The sequence below is a fragment of the Luteolibacter luteus genome (genome assembly GCF_012913485.1).
Lineage (GTDB): Bacteria > Verrucomicrobiota > Verrucomicrobiia > Verrucomicrobiales > Akkermansiaceae > Haloferula > Haloferula lutea.
The window spans coordinates 5,884,292-5,900,397 of record NZ_CP051774.1; the positions used below are offsets into that span (position 1 = coordinate 5,884,292).

Consider the following 16,106-nt stretch of genomic DNA (forward strand, 5'->3'; position numbering starts at 1 on the left):
GGGAAAGGGGAAGAATTAAATGGAAACCGGGACGGTCTTCTTTTCGGAGACCTTCAGCGCCCAGACCAAGGCACCGGTGACGATGGCGAGGACGATCAGTCCGCCGACCGTGATGGCGGCACCGAACTGGGGCGCGGCGATGACGAGTGCGGCGAGGAAGACATTGATCAGCGCGGCTTCGAAGAAGATCACCCAGCCGAGACGCATCAGCTGGTCATAGCGGAAGCGCGGCACCGTCCAGCGGACGAGGATGAAGAAGAGGATGAAGGCGACCACCTTGCCCATGAAGACGGCCATGTTGATCAGGCCACCGATTCCAATCGGGCCGATTTCCACGCCCTTCGCCCAGTTGTCGAACCATGGTCCGAGCGACCAGCCACCAAGGAAAAGGGTCACGACCATGGCCGAACCTATCACCATCGCGGCGTATTCACCCATGAAGAACATGGCGAACTTCATCGAGGAATACTCGGTGTGGTAGCCGCCCACGAGCTCGGTCTCGCACTCCGGAAGGTCGAAGGGCATGCGGTTCGTTTCTGCGAAGACCGAGGTGGTAAAAATCACGAAGGCGATCATCGCCGGGATCCAGAACAACCACGCGGTGTAGTCACCGCCGTTATTCCAAGGAGCAGAGTTGCCCCAGAGCGGGAGCAACAGCCAACCGTTTTGGGATTGCTGCTCGACGATGTTCGAAAGGTTGAGATCGCCGTAGTAGAGGAGTGCCGGCACGACCGAAAGGCCGAGGGAGATTTCGTAGGAAATCATCTGAGCCGTGGAGCGGACGCCGCCGATGAATGGGAACTTCGAATTCGAAGACCAGCCAGCGAGGGTGATGCCGTAGACGGCCAGCGAGGAGATGGCGAAGATGAAGAGCGGACCCACATCCAGATCCGCGATGACCAGCTTGTGAATCTGGCCATTCACGGTGATGTCACCGCCGAAGGGGACCACGCAGACCGTGACCAGCGAAGGAACCACTGTCAAAGCCGGGGCCAGCCAGTAGAAAGCCTTCCGCACGTGGACCGGGGTGAAGTCTTCCTTGAGGAAAAGCTTCACCCCGTCTGCCATCGGCTGGATGAGACCGAAGAAGGAGAAGTCCTTTTTCGCGCCCAGCAGGGTCAGCGGCACGCCGACACGGTTCGGGCCGACGCGGTCCTGGATGATGGCGGAGAAGCGACGCTCGAAGTAAACCGAGATCGGCACCAGCGGGAGCACGATCAGGAAGGTCAAGCCGATGACCTTGGCGACGATAACCAATAGCGTGACGAGGAGGTCCATGAAAAGCAGGTAACGGGATTAGCCGTTGATCAGACCGGCGGCCTTGCGGGCACGCTCGTTTTCGAGAAGGGGAATGGTGACTCCGGTTTCGGTGACCGGCTTCCCGAGATCTCCGATCTTGGAAAGGCTGAGGCCGTTGAACTCGGCGGTGGCTTCGGCCATCGACTTGAAGACGTCCTCGATCATCGCCGGTCCGGAGCCAAGCGGCTTGCCTTGGATCGTCAGGATGAGGTCGCGGATGATCTCCCAATCGTCGCGGCAATCGCCCAGCAGCTCGGTAGCGCGATTCAAGCGCTGGAGACGACCGGTGACGTTCACCATGGAACCGCGCTTCTCAGTGAAGGCAGCGCCCGGGAAGACCACGTGGCTGGCCTCGGCAGTGGGACCCGCGAGGAGTTGGATGGATGCGACGAAGTCCGGCTTGGCGAGATCTTCAGTCGTGAAGCCTGCCTCGGTGAGATCTTCACCCAGCACCAGCAGGGCCTTGATGGCACCGGAGCGAACGCCCTCGAGGATTGAGGAGAGGGGGCCGGAAGGCTCGGACGATTGCCAGACCAGCTTGGCGCCGGTGGTGTTCGGATTGCGGTCCTTGGAAATCAGGATGCCATCGGATTCGCCGCTGCGCGGGACGATGGTGAATTGACCGGTGCCCAGTTCCCCGGCGAGAGCGCGGGTGAGGAAGAGTTCCTCATTGGTCATCCGGCCGGAGGCGATGATGGCGATTTCGCCAGGCTGGTAGCCCTTCAGCTCTGCGGCGGTCGCGCCGAGCGCTTCCTGCCACGGAGCGGGCTGGTGGAGCGCGCCACCTTTCATCAGCGGCTCGGTGAGACGGGCGTCGCTATCGATATAGTGGAAGTTCAGGCGGTGGGAGTCCGGCATCCACGTGGAATTCACGTCGTCATTCTGACGCGGGGTGATGCGGTGGACCTTATTGCCGCGGGTCCAGACCGTGATATTCGCGCCGGTGCCGCAGTTGACGTCGATCGTCTTGGTTTCCTTGAGGAACCAGACCCGCATCTGGAAGCGGAAGTCGTTCGAGGTCAGTGCGCCGACGGGGCAGATGTCGACGGTATTGAGAGAGTAGTTCGAGTCCAGCTTGCGGCCCGGATGGACCGTGAGGGTGGTGTGGGTGCCGCGCTGGGTGAAGCCCAGGACCGGATCTCCCGCCACCTCATCCATGAAACGGATGCAGCGGCTGCACATGATACAGCGCTCGTCGTCGAGCCGGACACGGGGACCGATGTCCACGTTCTTCGGCTTCTTCACCTTCATGTCCACGAAGCGGGACTCGCCGCGTCCGTGTTCCACGGAAAATTCCTGGAGGCGGCACTCGCCGGCCTGATCGCAGATCGGGCAGTCCAGCGGGTGATTGATCAGGAGGAACTCCATCACGCCCTCGCGGCACTTTTCGACGAGTTCGCCGGTGGTGCGGATGCCCATGTTTTCCGTCACCGTATTCGCACAGGCGATCACGGGGCGGGGCATCCATCCGATGGGCAGGTAGCCTTCCGCGTCGTAGACCGGGTCTTGGCCGGGTGCGGGACGAGGGGGCATGCCCATCTGTACCAAGCACATGCGGCAGTTGCCGGGAGCGGTCAGCTTCGGATGGTAGCAGTAGTGCGGGACCTCCGTCTGGGCCAGCTTGCAGGCCTCGATCATCCGCATTCCGCGAGGCACTTGGTGCCAAACCCCGTCGATCTGCACATTGACGAGGCCTTTTTCAGCGGCGAGGTCCTTGGGAAGCTTGGCTTCGGCGGTGGCGGCGTTGTCGCTCATGGGGCACGGAGAAGCACGGGGATACCCCGGGCGGGGCGGACTATGAAAAACCGCTAGGGAAGCCGCAAGCGCACTTTGTGAAAAATTTCACAAAGTCAGGGAGAATCGGCTGCCTGGAGGCCTCCCGCGGGAGGGTGGATCTTTTTTCCGATTCCTGCCTGCCATTCCTCCAACAGCCGAAGATTCGGCCTCGGTGGACTCTACTAAGAAACCGGATCAGAGTTGTGGGAAAGGTGTGGGGCGAAGTGGTATTTGCTCTGATCCCACGTGATTGCGGAGGGGAGCAAAAACGGTCTTGAAAATTAGTTCGGAACCTCCCAGACTGCTAGTATGCCCCCCAGCCCGATCCCTTCGGGCGAAAATTTGGTCTCTGTTATCATCCCTGCCTTCAACGCCCAGGCTTGGCTTCCCATAACCCTTGATTCGGTATGTCTTCAGACCTTCAAGGATATCGAAGTGATCGTGGTCGATGATGGCTCAAGTGACGACACCGCCGAGATCGCTCGAAAATACTCACTTACTGACGAGCGGGTCCGCTTGATCCGGCTCAAGAACTCCGGCGTGGGCGCTGCACGCAATGCCGGGATCCGTGCCGCAAGAGGCAAATACATCGCTCCGATCGATGCGGATGACCTCTGGCATCCCCGCAAACTCGAACTCCAGGTCGAATGTCTGGAAGAGGGCGGAGAGGAGATGGGCTTTGCCTACTGCTGGTCCGAGAAAGTGGACGGCAAGGGACGCCTTATCACGGGGTCCTTTCCTTTCCAGAACGAGGGCTGGGTGCGTCTGGCCCTGATTCACCGGAACTTCGTCGGGAGCGGGAGCAATCCGCTGTTCCGGGCCTCCGCGCTGAGAAGGACCGGCCTCTACCTCACCCGCGAGGCGCAAGGGGGAGTGCAGGGTTGCGAGGACTGGGATCTGAGCCTCCGGCTTTCCGAATGCTACAAGGTCGGGCTGGTGCGCCGGTCCCTCGTCGGCTACCGGCAACTCGCGGGCTGCATGAGCTTGGATGCTTCCGCGATGAGCCGGTCCTATGAGATCGTGATGGCGCGGGCCCGCAAGCGCATGCCGGACGTTCCCGCCAAGATCTTCCGTTGGTCAGCGGGAAACTTTTACAGCTATCTGGTCGCGAAGTGCTACGTCTGGGGCGACTACGAAGGATGTCTCCGGTCGATCGCGAAAGCGGTCCTGGCTGATCCCTTGTTGCTGGGCAATCGCCGCTTCTACTCGATGGGCCTCAAAAGCCTGGTGAGGCATGTCACCGGAACGAAGGGGCGCCGCCATCTGGCGGTGATCGCCTCTCAGGAGCGCGGCGAGGTTGGGCAGGAGGAGATGGCCAAGGGAGGTGCGAGCTGGCTCGAGAATCACCAATTGAAGCGCTGGGCTGCCATTCTGGCTGCCGATCAACCCCCGGGGCGGACGTAGGGAAGGATTTCCCGCCGCCTCCACCGTTCACACCCACCTCCCAAAATCATGCTTCTTCCCATCTGTCCCGTCGACTACGAGCTCGCCAGCCCCGGCGATCTGAAAGTGGGGAAAATCTACCGCGCTGCCCGAGTCCTCGTGCGCTGGCACGGGGTGCCTCTGGGCGTCATCCAGGTACCCGTCGAGGAAGGGACCGTGCGGGCGCGCGATATCGGCTACCGCGTTATGGCACGACTCCAGCCCCGGATCGGCCGCGAGGTGGCACGCCGTGCCCTGGTGGGCACGGGGATCGATGGTCCGCTTGCCGTCTGTGAGCACACTCCAGACCCGGCGAGTCCCCACCAGCTTCCGACCATCAGCGTGGCGGTCTGCACGCGGGATCGTCCCGACGACATGGCCAAGTGCCTTGCTTCGCTCGCAGCCCTGCGCACGCCGCCCCTTGAGATCATGGTGGTGGACAATGCACCCGCGACCGATGCCACTGAGCGTCTGGTGAAGGAGCGCTTTCCCCAATTCCGCTATGTCCGCGAGGATACACCGGGGCTCGATCACGCTCGGAACCGCGCGATCGTGGAATCGAGAGGAGAGATCGTCGCTTACACCGATGACGACGTGATGGTCGATCCGGGATGGACCGAAGCCTTGGCGCGGGTCTTTGCCGAAGATCCGGCGATCGGTCTGGTGACGGGCCTGATCGAGCCCGCGGAATTGGAAACCGAGGCGCAGCTGCTCTTCGAGCGTTACGGAGGCTTCGGCCGGGGATGTGTGAGGACTTATCTTCAATCCCGCCGTGGCGCTGCGATGACCTGGAATCTGGTGGGTGCCGGACAACTCGGAGCCGGGGCAAACATGGCCATCCGCCGTGAGCTATTCGAAGAGATCGGCTACTTTGATCCGGCGCTGGATGTGGGCACTCCGACCTTGGGTGGAGGTGACCATGAGATCTTCTTCCGCTGCCTGCGCTCGGGCATGATCTGCCTCTATGAACCGACCGCGATCGTGAGGCATCGCCACCGGCGCTCGATGCCGGAACTCTCGAAGCTTCTTTACAGCTACGGTCACGCAACGCGCTGCTTCTTCGACCGCGAGGCGGACGAATTTCCGGCCGATCGTCCGGCGATCAAGAAACTTGCCCGTTGGTGGTGGCGCCACTGGGCATGGGATCGCTGGCGGCGCTCTGCTTGGTCGCCGACGTGGTTCCCGTTGGAATTGGTCTCGCGTGAAATCCGCGGCTACATCGATGGCAAAGGTGGCTACCGTCGCGCGAGGACCAAGATCGTGGCCGACGAATTGAAGCGTCCCGATACTTTCAAAATCCGTGATGAGAATGGTGCCCGCGGTCCGGAGCGGGTCGCGCTCGTGGTGGTGGACATCGCCCAACCACTGAGGACCCTCCATGAAGGAGAGGGGAAGGATCGCCTCGAGATCCTGGTTCAGTGGAAGGGCAGGCCCTTGGGCCGGCTCCGCATGCGTTGCTTGGGCTGCGCCATCGTGCCCTCGCGGCTGGCGGATGAGATTTCCCGCGTGCTCTGGTGGCAGGTGGTCACGCTCGGTGAGGAAGAAGAGGGTGTGGCATGGTCCCGTCAGGTCGCGCTCTTGCAGGAGATGGTGAATCCCGAGCCGGCGCAGAAGAAGAGCCTCGATGAAACCGTAGGTGTGAGCCTGATCGTGGCGACTTGCGATCGTCCCGCGGATCTGCGGCGCTGCCTGGCATCCGTCATGGCATCCCGCACGCAGCGGAGGCTCCAGATCATCGTGGTGGACAATCGTCCAGGACGTCCGGGGATCCAAGAGGTGCTGAAGGAATTCCCGCAGGTGGAGCTTGTGGAAGAATCTCGGCCCGGATCCTCATACGCCCGGAATGCAGGCCTCGCTGCCGCCCGCGAGGAGATCGTGGCCATGACCGATGACGACATGGTGGTCTCTCCCGATTGGCTGGAACGCTTGATCGAGCCCTTCCGCCGGGCCGATGTCGCGGCGGTCACCGGCAATACCCTGCCGGCGAGCCTGGATAGCGAGGCGGAGATCAAGTTCGAGACCTATGGAGGCTTCGGCCGCGGCTATAGCACGCGCGAGTTCGACGAATACTGGTTCCACCGCTGGCGGCGCCGTGCCACTCCGACCTGGCAGCTTGGCGGGACGGGGAATGTGGCGTTTCGCCGGAGTCTCTTCGAAGATCCCGAGGTGGGTCCTTTCGAGGAATGTCTCGGTGCCGGCGTTCCTGCCGGCGTGGGCGAGGACACGCTGTGGTTCTACCAAGTGCTGCGAACGGGCATGGTGATCCTTTACGAGCCCGCCGCGGTCGCATGGCATCATCACCGGGTAACGATGGCCGGCCTGAAAAAGCAGCTGATGGCCTATTCGAAGGGTCACGTGGCCTATCACCTCGTCACGCTCCTGAAGTATCGGGACAAGCGCGCACTGGTCCGTCTTGGCTACGAGTTGCCCCAGTCCATGCTCTCGCGGGTGTGGGGCCGCCTGCGCGGGACTTACGACTATCCCTGGGGCCTGCTGGGGATCGAGATGACGGGGATGCTTCTCGGGCCGCTCTCCTTGTGGCAAAGCAAACGCCACGTGCGGAAACATGGTCCGGGTGCCCGTCCGGTCACGACCGCAGAGCAGTCGGCATGAATCTGGAGAACGTCATCCCTGAAGTCGCAGAAGCTCCCTCATCGCGGCGATGGAGGCATGCGTGGGACGTGCTGCTCGTGCTTACCGCGCGCGACATCAAGGCGCAGTACAAGCGCTCGCTGCTCGGCTTCGGCTGGGCGCTGGCGAGCCCCTTGCTGCAGTTGATCATCTTCTCCACGATCTTCCAGGGCGTGCTCGGATCGCAGATCCCGAACTATGCCTGCTTCGTGTTCATCGGGGTCCTGGTATGGGGCTGGTTCCAGGGATCGCTCGGGCAGAGCGTGGCGCTGATCACGGGAAATGCCGCGCTGGCACGACAGCCGGGATTTCCGCTTTCCCTGTTGCCCCATGTCACGGTGAGCGTGCGCTTCCTGCACTTTGCAATCGCGATGCCGCTCTTGTTCGGCCTGCTGTGGTGGAACGGGATCAAGCCGGCAGCCTCATGGTGGGCGGTGCCCTTGATCATCGTGATCCAGTATCTGCTTTCCGTGGGCATCGCGTATCCGCTGGCATCGCTGAACGTGCTACACCGCGACACGCAGCACATCATCGGGGTCTTGCTGCAATTGATGATGTTCGTCACTCCGATCTTTTATGACATCCGGGTGGTGCCGGAGCCCTTGAAGGAGTGGTTCTATCTGAATCCGATGGTCTGCATCGTGGATGCCTGGCGAACGGTGCTCCTCTACGGCCAGTGGCCGGACGCGCGGACGCTATGGATACTTTTCGGAGCAGGCATGGTAATGGTGGTCGTCGGGCGGAGAATCTTCATCGCCCAGAGCCACCGCTTCGTTGAAGAAATGTGAACGAGTCCAGAGTCATCGCCGATGCGATCAGCAAGAAATACCGGCAGCCCTTCGGGGTTCGCCGGAGGCAGGAACGTGAAGGGAGAATTCACGCGAGCAACGGATGGGCCCTGCGCAACGTTTCCTTTTCGGTCGGTCCGGGCGAGATGCTTGGAGTGATCGGCGCGAACGGTGCCGGCAAATCCACCTTGCTGCGATTGCTTGGCGGGGTCGGCCGGCCGACGGAGGGATCCATCCGGGTGAACGGTCGCATCGGGGCCCTGCTCGATCTCGGCGGTGGCTTCCTCGGTGATCTAACAGGTCGTGAGAACGCCGTGCTGGCCGGCGTGGTGGCCGGCCTCCTGAAGAGCGAGATCGTGGCGCGGATGGATGAGATCGTCGCCTTTGCCGAGCTGGAAGAATACATCGACCATCCCGTGCGTACTTATAGCACCGGGATGATGATGCGCCTGGCCTTCGCGGTGGCGGTGCACACGGATCCGCGGGTGCTGCTGGTGGATGAGTTCCTCTCGGTGGGGGATCTCGCCTTTCAAGCGAAGTGCAATGCACGGATCAAATCCCTGCGCTCCGGCGGCTGTGCCATCGTCATGGTCTCCCACGGGATGGACCAGGTGCGCCAGCTTTGCGACCGCGCGCTGTGGTTGAAGCATGGCGAGGTGGCCGCCTTCGGAAGCTCGGATGTGGTGGCGCGCCTTTTCGAGACGGAGATGAAGAACGAAACCCTACGGCGCATGCCTTCGGCCGAGCGCCGTCCGCTGGATGGAGGGCTGGAACTGGTGGCGGGGGAGAACCGCTTCGGCACCTTTGAGATGGAGATCCGCTCGGTCGAGTTCCGCCCGGGGAATTCCCTGCGGCCGGGTGAACCCCTGTCCGTTGTAATGGGCTACGAAGCCAGGACCGAGATCGCCGCGCCGGTTTTCGTGGTCTCGATCACTCGTGATGATGGCACCTTGTGCCTGGACACCAGCACGCAACTTGCCCGTGAGGATGTGCCGGATCTCAGGGGTGAGGGTGCGGTCCATTTCACGATCGATCGTTTGGACTTGGGGCCGGGTAACTATTTTCTCGATGTCGGGGTGTTCGAGTCGGAGTGGGAGCATGCCTATGACTACCACTGGCATGCCTATCCATTCACGGTGGATGGGACCGCGGGCTTGAAGGGAGTGCTTGCGCCGCCTTGCCGTTGGAAATTGGAGCGATGAAGGAAGGGCTGGAGTTTCTGCGCTAGCGGTGGACAAGGCCCACGCACCTACACTCCTCCGGCCAACTCGCTGAACCAGCCTCTTAGCACTTTCTGATCCGCCGGTTTCACCAGGTGCCGGTCGAAGCCCGCGGCCTTCGTCAACTGGCGGTCCTGCTCGCTACCATAACCGGTAAGGGCGATCATGAAGGCATCCTCGCCCCGTGGCAGCGCACGCAAGCGCCGGGCGACTTCGAAGCCATCCATTCCAGGGAGACCGATGTCGAGTAGCACGACGTCCGGCTTGAACTCGGAGGCGATGGCAATCGCGCTCTCTCCGTGGAAAGCCACCCGCGTGCTGTGCCCGGAGAGCTCCTGGAGCATGGCCATGCTTTCGGCGGCATCGCGGTTATCATCCACGATTAGCAACCGCAGGCTGCGGGTCTGCTTGTCCTCGACCGGCTTGGCCTCGCTGGCCACGGAGGCATGGTTCTTCAGAACCGGCAGACGGACGATGAATTCACTGCCTTGGCCGAGCCCGTCGCTGTGCGCCGTCACGCTGCCGCCGTGGAGCTCCACCAAACGGCGCACGATGGTAAGCCCGATCCCAAGTCCGCCATGGGCGCGGTCGATCGTGCGGCTGCTCTGCACGAAGAGATCAAAGAGGCGTGGCAGTAACTCGCGTTCGATGCCCGCGCCGTCGTCCTGTACGCGGACCAGAACTTCGTTGCCATCTGCCGAAAGCTCCGCGGTAAGCTGGATGTGACAGCCGGGGCCACCATACTTGCAGGCATTTGCCAGCAGGTTGCCGATCACTTGCTCGAGGCGAGTCGCATCGGCATCCAGAACCACCCGTTCGCCCGGCAATTGCAGTGTCAGCTTCTGGCCGCCCTGATTGCAGATGCTGCTCGCCGCGGTGGCCGCGGAGCGGAGGATCGTCTGTAGCTCCACCGGCTGGCGGCGCAGGGAAATCTTGCCCTCCGTGATACGGGAGACATCGAGCAAGTCATCGATCATGTGGCTGAGGTTGCCGAGCTGGCGGGTGATGATCTCGATGGATTGTTGTCGCGCGGACTCACTGCTGCCGGGGGCGCTGAGGATCTCGGTGGCATTCCGCAGGGGTGCCAGGGGGTTGCGAAGCTCGTGGGCCAGCATCGCGAGGAACTCATCCTTGCTGCGGTCGGCATGATTGAGCTCGGTATTGATGCGCGCCAGGTCCGCATTGGCGATACGGAGTTCCGCCTCGCGCTGCTTCACTTCCTCGCGCTGGCGTGCCAGATCGAAGAACACGGCGGCCTTGTTGAGCAGCACCTGATGGTCGATCGGCTTTGGAAGGAAATCCACCGCCCCGGTTTCAAAGCCCTTGATGCGGCGCTCCGAGTCAACCACGCCTGCCGTCAGGAAGATGATCGGCACGGAGCGGGTGCGCTCGGTGCTGCGCATGATCTCCGCCAGCTCGAAGCCGCCCATCTCCGGCATCTGCACATCAAGGAAGGCGAGGGATACTTCGTGCGCGAGCAGCAACTCCAGAGCCTCGCGCCCCGAGCGTGCTTTTAGCAGCTCCAGCCCCTCGCGCTGCAAAAGTCCCTCGAGCGCCATCAGATTGGCTTCGAGGTCATCGACGAGGAGGAACTTGATGGGGGCGCTCATTTCAGGAGTTCGGCGTCAGCTGCCGGAGGAAAGTGGAAATCTGGGGGAGGCCCAGCGCCCGTGCCTGCGGGCAGGCATCGAGGGCGGCGAGCGGCATGACCTGGCCCTCCGCGGTGGCGGGGTCCTGGACCAGGGCGGTGCCGCCGGATTGGGCGACCGCGGCGAGACCATGCGCGCCATCGCTGCTCGCACCGGTGAGGATTACCCCGGTGAGGCTGGTGCCATAGGCATCCGCTGCGGATTCGAAAAGCAGGTCGATCGCCGGACGGGAAAAGAGCACCGGCTCTTCATTTGAAAGCGCGATGCGGAAGTCCGGTTCCACCAGCAGATGATAGTTGGCCGGAGCAAAATAGATGGTGCCCGGAAGAATCTCCTCCTTGTCCTCGGCCTCCTTCACCGGCAGGGCGCAGCGCGATGCGAAGAGTTCGGGCAAGGAGCTGCGGCCTTCCGGCGGGATGTGAACGACGACCAACACCGGCATTGGGAAGTCTGCCGGCAGCTCCGGCAACAGGGTCCCGAGGGCACCGATCGCGCCGACCGAGGCTCCGATCACCACGGCAGCCGGATCTGTCTGGTCCTCGCTCATGATCTCAGGCATCGGCTCGTTTCTGATAGATGCGTTCGTTGCGGTTGAACTCCTCGAAGGAGTCTGCATGGCCGGAGAAGCGCAGGCTCTCCTTCGAGCCGAGGCCGAGGAAGCCACGCCGCACCAGCGAGTCCTTGAACAGGCCCACCGCGCGGTCCTGCAGCTCGCGGTTGAAATAGATCAGGACGTTCCGGCAGGAGACGAGATGCATCTCCCCGAAGACGGAGTCCGACACCAGGCTGTGGTCGGAGAAGACCATCTGCTTGCGGAGGCTCTTGTCGAAGACGGCCCGGCCATAGGCTGCGGTGTAGTAGTCGGAGAGCGAGGACTTGCCGCCCGCCTTGCGGTGATTCTCCGTGAAGAGGGGGATGCGGTCCATATCGTAGACGCCCTGCTCCGCCTTCGCCAGCGCATCGGTATTGATATCCGTGGCGTAGAAGATCGTGCGGTTCTCCAGACCTTCCTCGCGGAAAAGGATAGCGAGCGAATAGACCTCCTCGCCCGCGCTACAGCCGGCGATCCAGACCTTCAGCGAAGGATAGGTCCGCAGGTGCGGCAGCACCGAATTCCGCAGGGTAAGGAAATATGCCGGATCGCGGAACATCTCGCTGACCTGTACGGTCAGGAAGGGCAGCAACTTCACCAGCGTGGCCTCCTCGTGCAGGATGCGGTCCTGAAGTTGTGAGAAGGTTTCACAGCCGAAGTGATGGCGCGCCTGAGTCAGGCGGCGCTTGAGCGATGCCTGCGAGTAACCGCGGAAGTCGTAATGATACTTCAGCCTGATGGCCTCGATCAGGAGGTGGAGCTCGATCTCCTCGGCGATGGCGGCAGAGGTCTTCATGGGTTCAGCGCGGCATCCAGACGCGGATCAGCGAGAGCAGCTTCTCCACATCCAGCGGCTTGGCCAGATAATCGTTTGCACCGGCGGCGAGGCAGAGCTCCTGGTCGTTCTTCATCGCCTTCGCTGTTAGCGCGATGATTGGCAGGCGCTTCCACTCCGGCCGCTGGCGGATCTCCTTCATTGCGGCGATGCCATCCATTTCCGGCATCATGATGTCCATCAGCACCAGATCCACGGCTTCCGCGGGATTGGACTGGGATGCCTCCAAGGCTTGGATGGCCTCGCGGCCATTCCGTGCGATCTTCAACTGCACACCGCGGCCTTCAAGCAGGCTGGTCAGCGCGAAGACATTCCGCACGTCGTCCTCGGCGACAAGGATGCGGCGGCCTTCCAGCGCGGCATCCCGGTTGCTCGCGATTTCCAGCATGCGTTGCTGTTCCGGCGGCAGATCGGAGACGACTTGGTGAAGGAAGAGCGTTACCTCGTCGAGCAGGCGCTCCGGCGACTTCGCGCCCTTGATGATGATCGATTTCGAGTAGCGGCGCAGGCGCTGCTCTTCCTCGCCGGATAGGTCACGGCCGGTATAAACGATGACCGGCGGGAAAGCGTAAGCGTGTTCCGTGCTCAGTGTTTCCAGGAGCGAGAAGCCGGAGGCATCGGGCAGGCTAAGATCGAGGACCATGCAATCGAAGGTGCCCTCCTTCAGTTCGGCCAGGCACTCGGCGGCGGTCTGCGCGCAGCGGGTCTCCACTTCCAGAGAACCCATCAGGTCCTTCATCGCATCCAGCTGCACTGGATCATCCTCCACCACCAGCACGCGGCGGAGTTTGCGGGTGAGGCGATCTTCCAGATGCTGGAAGGCCTCGACCAATTGCTCGCGCTTCACCGGCTTCAGCATGTAGCCGATGGCACCGAGCGCGAGGGCCGTCTGGGTGTAGTCATTGGCGGAGACGACGTGCACCGGGATGTGGCGGGTACGCGCATGGCCCTTCAGCCGCTCCAAGACGACCAAACCGGAATTGTCCGGCAGGCCGACATCGAGGATGATGGCGCTCGGGACATGCTCCATGGCGAGAGCGAGCGCGTCCGCCGCATTGTGCGCCACCAGGCAATCGAAGCGCATCTCATGAGCGAGATCGAAGAGGATGTGGGCGAAGGACTGGTCGTCTTCGACGACGAGGATCAGGCGCGTGCTGTTCGCGATCCTGTCGCGGTCATCGGGGAAGCTGGCGATAGGTGTCGGGAGCTTCGCTGCCGCGCTGGGCGGTACCATCGGAACTGGCACGGGCTGGGCAGCGAGCGGCTCGGAGGGCAGCGGCACCACACCGCTCATCGTCACCGGAAGGAAGATCGTGAAGGTGCTGCCTTGGCCTGGCTCGCTCTGCAAGCGGATCTCGCCGCCAAGCAAGCGTGCGAGCTGTCGCGAGATCGAGAGCCCGAGTCCCGTGCCACCGAAGCGCCGGGTCGAGCCGCCCTCCGCTTGATAGAATGGATCGAAGATGGCCTGCTGCTGCTCCTGCGGGATGCCGATGCCGGTATCGCTCACCGCCATCGAGACCCGGCCATCGTGAGTGCCGGTGATGAGCATGGAAACCTGTCCGTGCTCGGTGAACTTCAGGGCGTTCGAGAGGAGGTTCTTGAGGATCTGGAGCAGACGCTGCCAATCCGTCTCGACGCCTGGTGGCGTATCGGCCGCCACATTGAAAGCGAGGCTCAGGCCCTTCTGCATGGCGACCGGCTCGAAGGATGCCTTCAGGTTTTCCACGAGCTTGTCGATCGCGACAGTTTCTGCACGCACTTCCATGTGCCCGGCCTCGATCTTGGAGAGATCCAGCACATCGTTGATCAGCGCGAGCAGGTCATTGCCGGATGCCTGGATGGTGTTCGCATATTTTACCTGCTCCGGCGTGAGATTGCCGCCACGGTTGTCGGCCAACAGCTTTGCAAGAATGAGCGAGGAGTTCAGCGGCGTGCGCAGCTCGTGCGACATGTTCGCCAGGAAGTCCGACTTGTAGCGGCTGGCTTGCTCGACCACGCGCGCTTGCGATTCGATCGATGACTTCGCGCGCGCCAGTGCATTGCGCTGGCCTTCGAGATCCTGGGTGCGTTCTTCGAGCTGGGTATTGATCTGCTCGAGTTCGGTTTGCTGGAGTTCGAGACGAGTTTGAGTTTCCTTGAGCGCCCGGCTCTGTTCTTCCAGTTCTTCGTTGGAGACCCGCAGTTCCTCGCTCTGGGCTTGTAGTTCTTCCGATTGGCTCTGGGTTTCTTCCAGGAGCTCCTGCAGGTGTTCGCGATAGAGCGAGGACTTGATCGCCACGCCGATCGGCTCGGAGACCTGCTGGAGGAACTCCTGCTTCCACGGTTCCAGAGGGTGCAGGAAGCCAAGTTCGATCACCGCATTCACGTTGTCATCGGCGAGTGCCGGCAGGATCAAGAGGTGGCGGGGAACACCTTCACCAAGACCCGAGCCGACTTTGAGATAGCCAGCGGGGACGTCGTCGATCCGTTGCAGGGTTCGCTCGGTCACCGCGCGGCCCAGAAGGCCTTCACCGGGTTCGAAACGTTCCGGGACGGAGCCATCGAGCGGCACGCCATTGAGGGCCAGACGATCGAAGTCGCTCTTGCGCCGCACGAAGATGGCCGCCGCATGGGCCTCCACATAGCGGGTGATGAATGAGAGCGCGCTTTCGGCCAGTGCCTGGAGCCCCTTCTCACCGGCCATCGCCGTGGTCAGCTCCAGCTTGCCCAGCTGTGTCCACTCCTGGCGCTTGCGCAGGATATGCGCGCGACGGATGAGCGTCATGATCGCGAACGATAAGACGATGCCCAAGGCAGCTGTGGCCAAGCCGCTGCTGAGGGCCACGCGATGTGCGCTTTCCATGTCCTCAAGCCGCAAGGCTCGGATGCGCTTCTCTTCGCGTTCCATCGCTCCCAGATTATCGCGCAGCTGATCCATGGTCTGCTTGCCACGATCAGTGGCCACCACATCGCGGGCTGCATCGAAGCCCCGGTCACGACGCAGCGCGATGGTCTCCTCCATTTCCGTCAGCTTGGCATCGATCTGTGCCTCCACCTGAATGAAGAGATCCTTCTCGAGGACGCTGTCCTTCGTCAGCTCGCGCATCTTTTCCAGTCCGGCTCCGATGCCGGCGCGGGCAGCATGGTAGGGCTGGAGATATTCATCGGCACCCGTGATCACATAGCCGCGCTGGCCGGTTTCAGCATCCTTCACCAAAGACAGCACGTCATCGAAGGAGGTGATAACCTCGTGGGTGCGCTGGACCTGCCGCGCTCCCTCGCGCAGGGCGACGGTGTTCCGGAATGCATTGTAGCCGCTCAGGATGAAGAAAACCAAAGCGGCGGCGAAACCGATGTAGAGGGGGAGATTGCTAGCCCCCTTCCGAGAAGCAGGAAGGGACTGGCGCAGGTTTGTCGGCATAAATGGTGTGGAAAGGAAATCAATCGGGGAGGGGACGTCAACCTGCGCAACCGTTAGACCCCCAAATCAGGGCGAATAACCGGGGATTCGAGGGATATTTCTCCGCGTTATTTCGGATTCCAGTCCCGGGCAGCCACCTCATTCGATTCGGCGCCATGAAATCACGTCCAATCCCTTGTAGCTGGCGGCAAAGATCCATGGCTTTCCATCGGGCTTCTGATCCGTCAGCGAGAATTCCGTGAGGCGGATGCGTGAATCCCAGTGGGGGACGGATTGTGGAAGCACGACTTCACCAATGGCACATTGCTCGGGTAGCTCTCTAACAACATCGGGGGTTTGGGTCATAACGTGGCAAGGTGCATCGCGTCCGCGGCTGCGCAAATGAGAAAAGTCGCGCATCATTTCGGTGCTTTGACGGGTGAATAGGCAGCTACGCCGTCCCCTTCATATTGTGAAAAATCGGTGATTCTCCCGTTTTTCGTGGAGTGTGCTGT

At 62.0% G+C, this 16,106-nt stretch carries 11 protein-coding genes; 4 read left to right on the forward strand and 7 right to left on the reverse strand.

Translation table 11 applies throughout. The features are described from left to right. Window positions 1-15 precede the first annotated feature (15 nt). A complete protein-coding gene (locus HHL09_RS24265) occupies window positions 16-1,278 on the reverse strand; it encodes a complex I subunit 1/NuoH family protein (RefSeq protein ID WP_169457248.1) in 1,263 nt (420 codons plus the stop codon). Window positions 1,279-1,296: 18 nt separating this feature from the next. Then, window positions 1,297-3,054 (reverse strand): NADH-quinone oxidoreductase subunit G, encoded by a 1,758-nt coding sequence (locus HHL09_RS24270; RefSeq protein ID WP_169457249.1) that lies wholly within the window; start codon window positions 3,052-3,054, stop codon window positions 1,297-1,299. Window positions 3,055-3,384: 330 nt separating this feature from the next. On the opposite strand from HHL09_RS24270, the gene HHL09_RS24275 reads away from it, so the two are divergent. Genes HHL09_RS24275 through HHL09_RS24290 form a run of 4 tightly spaced genes read left to right on the forward strand, consistent with a single transcriptional unit; the run spans window position 3,385 to window position 9,118 of the window. Beyond that, window positions 3,385-4,479 (forward strand): glycosyltransferase family 2 protein, encoded by a 1,095-nt coding sequence (locus HHL09_RS24275; protein WP_169457250.1) that lies wholly within the window; start codon window positions 3,385-3,387, stop codon window positions 4,477-4,479. Window positions 4,480-4,527: 48 nt separating this feature from the next. After that, window positions 4,528-7,110, forward strand: coding sequence for a glycosyltransferase family 2 protein (locus HHL09_RS24280; protein ID WP_169457251.1), 2,583 nt, complete (start codon window positions 4,528-4,530; stop codon window positions 7,108-7,110). Further along, a complete protein-coding gene (locus tag HHL09_RS24285; protein ID WP_169457252.1) occupies window positions 7,107-7,916 on the forward strand; it encodes an ABC transporter permease in 810 nt (269 codons plus the stop codon). The genes HHL09_RS24280 and HHL09_RS24285 overlap by 4 nt, the downstream gene beginning before the upstream one ends. Then, window positions 7,913-9,118, forward strand: a complete 1,206-nt coding sequence (locus HHL09_RS24290) for an ABC transporter ATP-binding protein (protein ID WP_205760930.1) — start codon at window positions 7,913-7,915, stop codon at window positions 9,116-9,118. The genes HHL09_RS24285 and HHL09_RS24290 overlap by 4 nt, the downstream gene beginning before the upstream one ends. Before the next feature lie 47 nt (window positions 9,119-9,165). Here the strand turns inward: HHL09_RS24290 and HHL09_RS24295 are convergent, their stop codons facing one another. From HHL09_RS24295 to HHL09_RS24315, 5 genes are all read right to left on the reverse strand, one after another. After that, window positions 9,166-10,746, reverse strand: a complete 1,581-nt coding sequence (locus HHL09_RS24295) for a response regulator (protein WP_169457253.1) — start codon at window positions 10,744-10,746, stop codon at window positions 9,166-9,168. A gap of 1 nt (window position 10,747) precedes the next feature. Then, the gene (locus HHL09_RS24300) at window positions 10,748-11,332 is read right to left on the reverse strand and encodes a chemotaxis protein CheB (protein ID WP_169457254.1); all 585 of its coding nucleotides are present in this window, start codon (window positions 11,330-11,332) and stop codon (window positions 10,748-10,750) included. A gap of 4 nt (window positions 11,333-11,336) precedes the next feature. Continuing rightward, complete coding sequence (locus HHL09_RS24305; protein WP_169457255.1) at window positions 11,337-12,173, reverse strand: CheR family methyltransferase; 837 nt, start codon at window positions 12,171-12,173, stop codon at window positions 11,337-11,339. Window positions 12,174-12,177: 4 nt separating this feature from the next. Continuing rightward, a complete protein-coding gene (locus HHL09_RS24310; protein ID WP_169457256.1) occupies window positions 12,178-15,612 on the reverse strand; it encodes a response regulator in 3,435 nt (1,144 codons plus the stop codon). A 138-nt stretch (window positions 15,613-15,750) separates the two neighbouring features. After that, on the reverse strand, window positions 15,751-15,897 hold the full coding sequence (locus HHL09_RS24315) for a hypothetical protein (protein ID WP_169457257.1): 147 nt from the start codon (window positions 15,895-15,897) through the stop codon (window positions 15,751-15,753). Window positions 15,898-16,106 lie beyond the last annotated feature (209 nt).

Coding starts and splice junctions, on each gene's coding strand:
- HHL09_RS24265 (WP_169457248.1), bottom strand. CDS start 1,278: ATGGACCTCCTCGTCACGCTATTGGTTATCGTCGCCAAGGTCATCGGC.
- HHL09_RS24270 (WP_169457249.1), bottom strand. CDS start 3,054: ATGAGCGACAACGCCGCCACCGCCGAAGCCAAGCTTCCCAAGGACCTC.
- HHL09_RS24275 (WP_169457250.1), top strand. CDS start 3,385: ATGCCCCCCAGCCCGATCCCTTCGGGCGAAAATTTGGTCTCTGTTATC.
- HHL09_RS24280 (WP_169457251.1), top strand. CDS start 4,528: ATGCTTCTTCCCATCTGTCCCGTCGACTACGAGCTCGCCAGCCCCGGC.
- HHL09_RS24285 (WP_169457252.1), top strand. CDS start 7,107: ATGAATCTGGAGAACGTCATCCCTGAAGTCGCAGAAGCTCCCTCATCG.
- HHL09_RS24295 (WP_169457253.1), bottom strand. CDS start 10,746: ATGAGCGCCCCCATCAAGTTCCTCCTCGTCGATGACCTCGAAGCCAAT.
- HHL09_RS24300 (WP_169457254.1), bottom strand. CDS start 11,332: ATGAGCGAGGACCAGACAGATCCGGCTGCCGTGGTGATCGGAGCCTCG.
- HHL09_RS24305 (WP_169457255.1), bottom strand. CDS start 12,173: ATGAAGACCTCTGCCGCCATCGCCGAGGAGATCGAGCTCCACCTCCTG.
- HHL09_RS24310 (WP_169457256.1), bottom strand. CDS start 15,612: ATGCCGACAAACCTGCGCCAGTCCCTTCCTGCTTCTCGGAAGGGGGCT.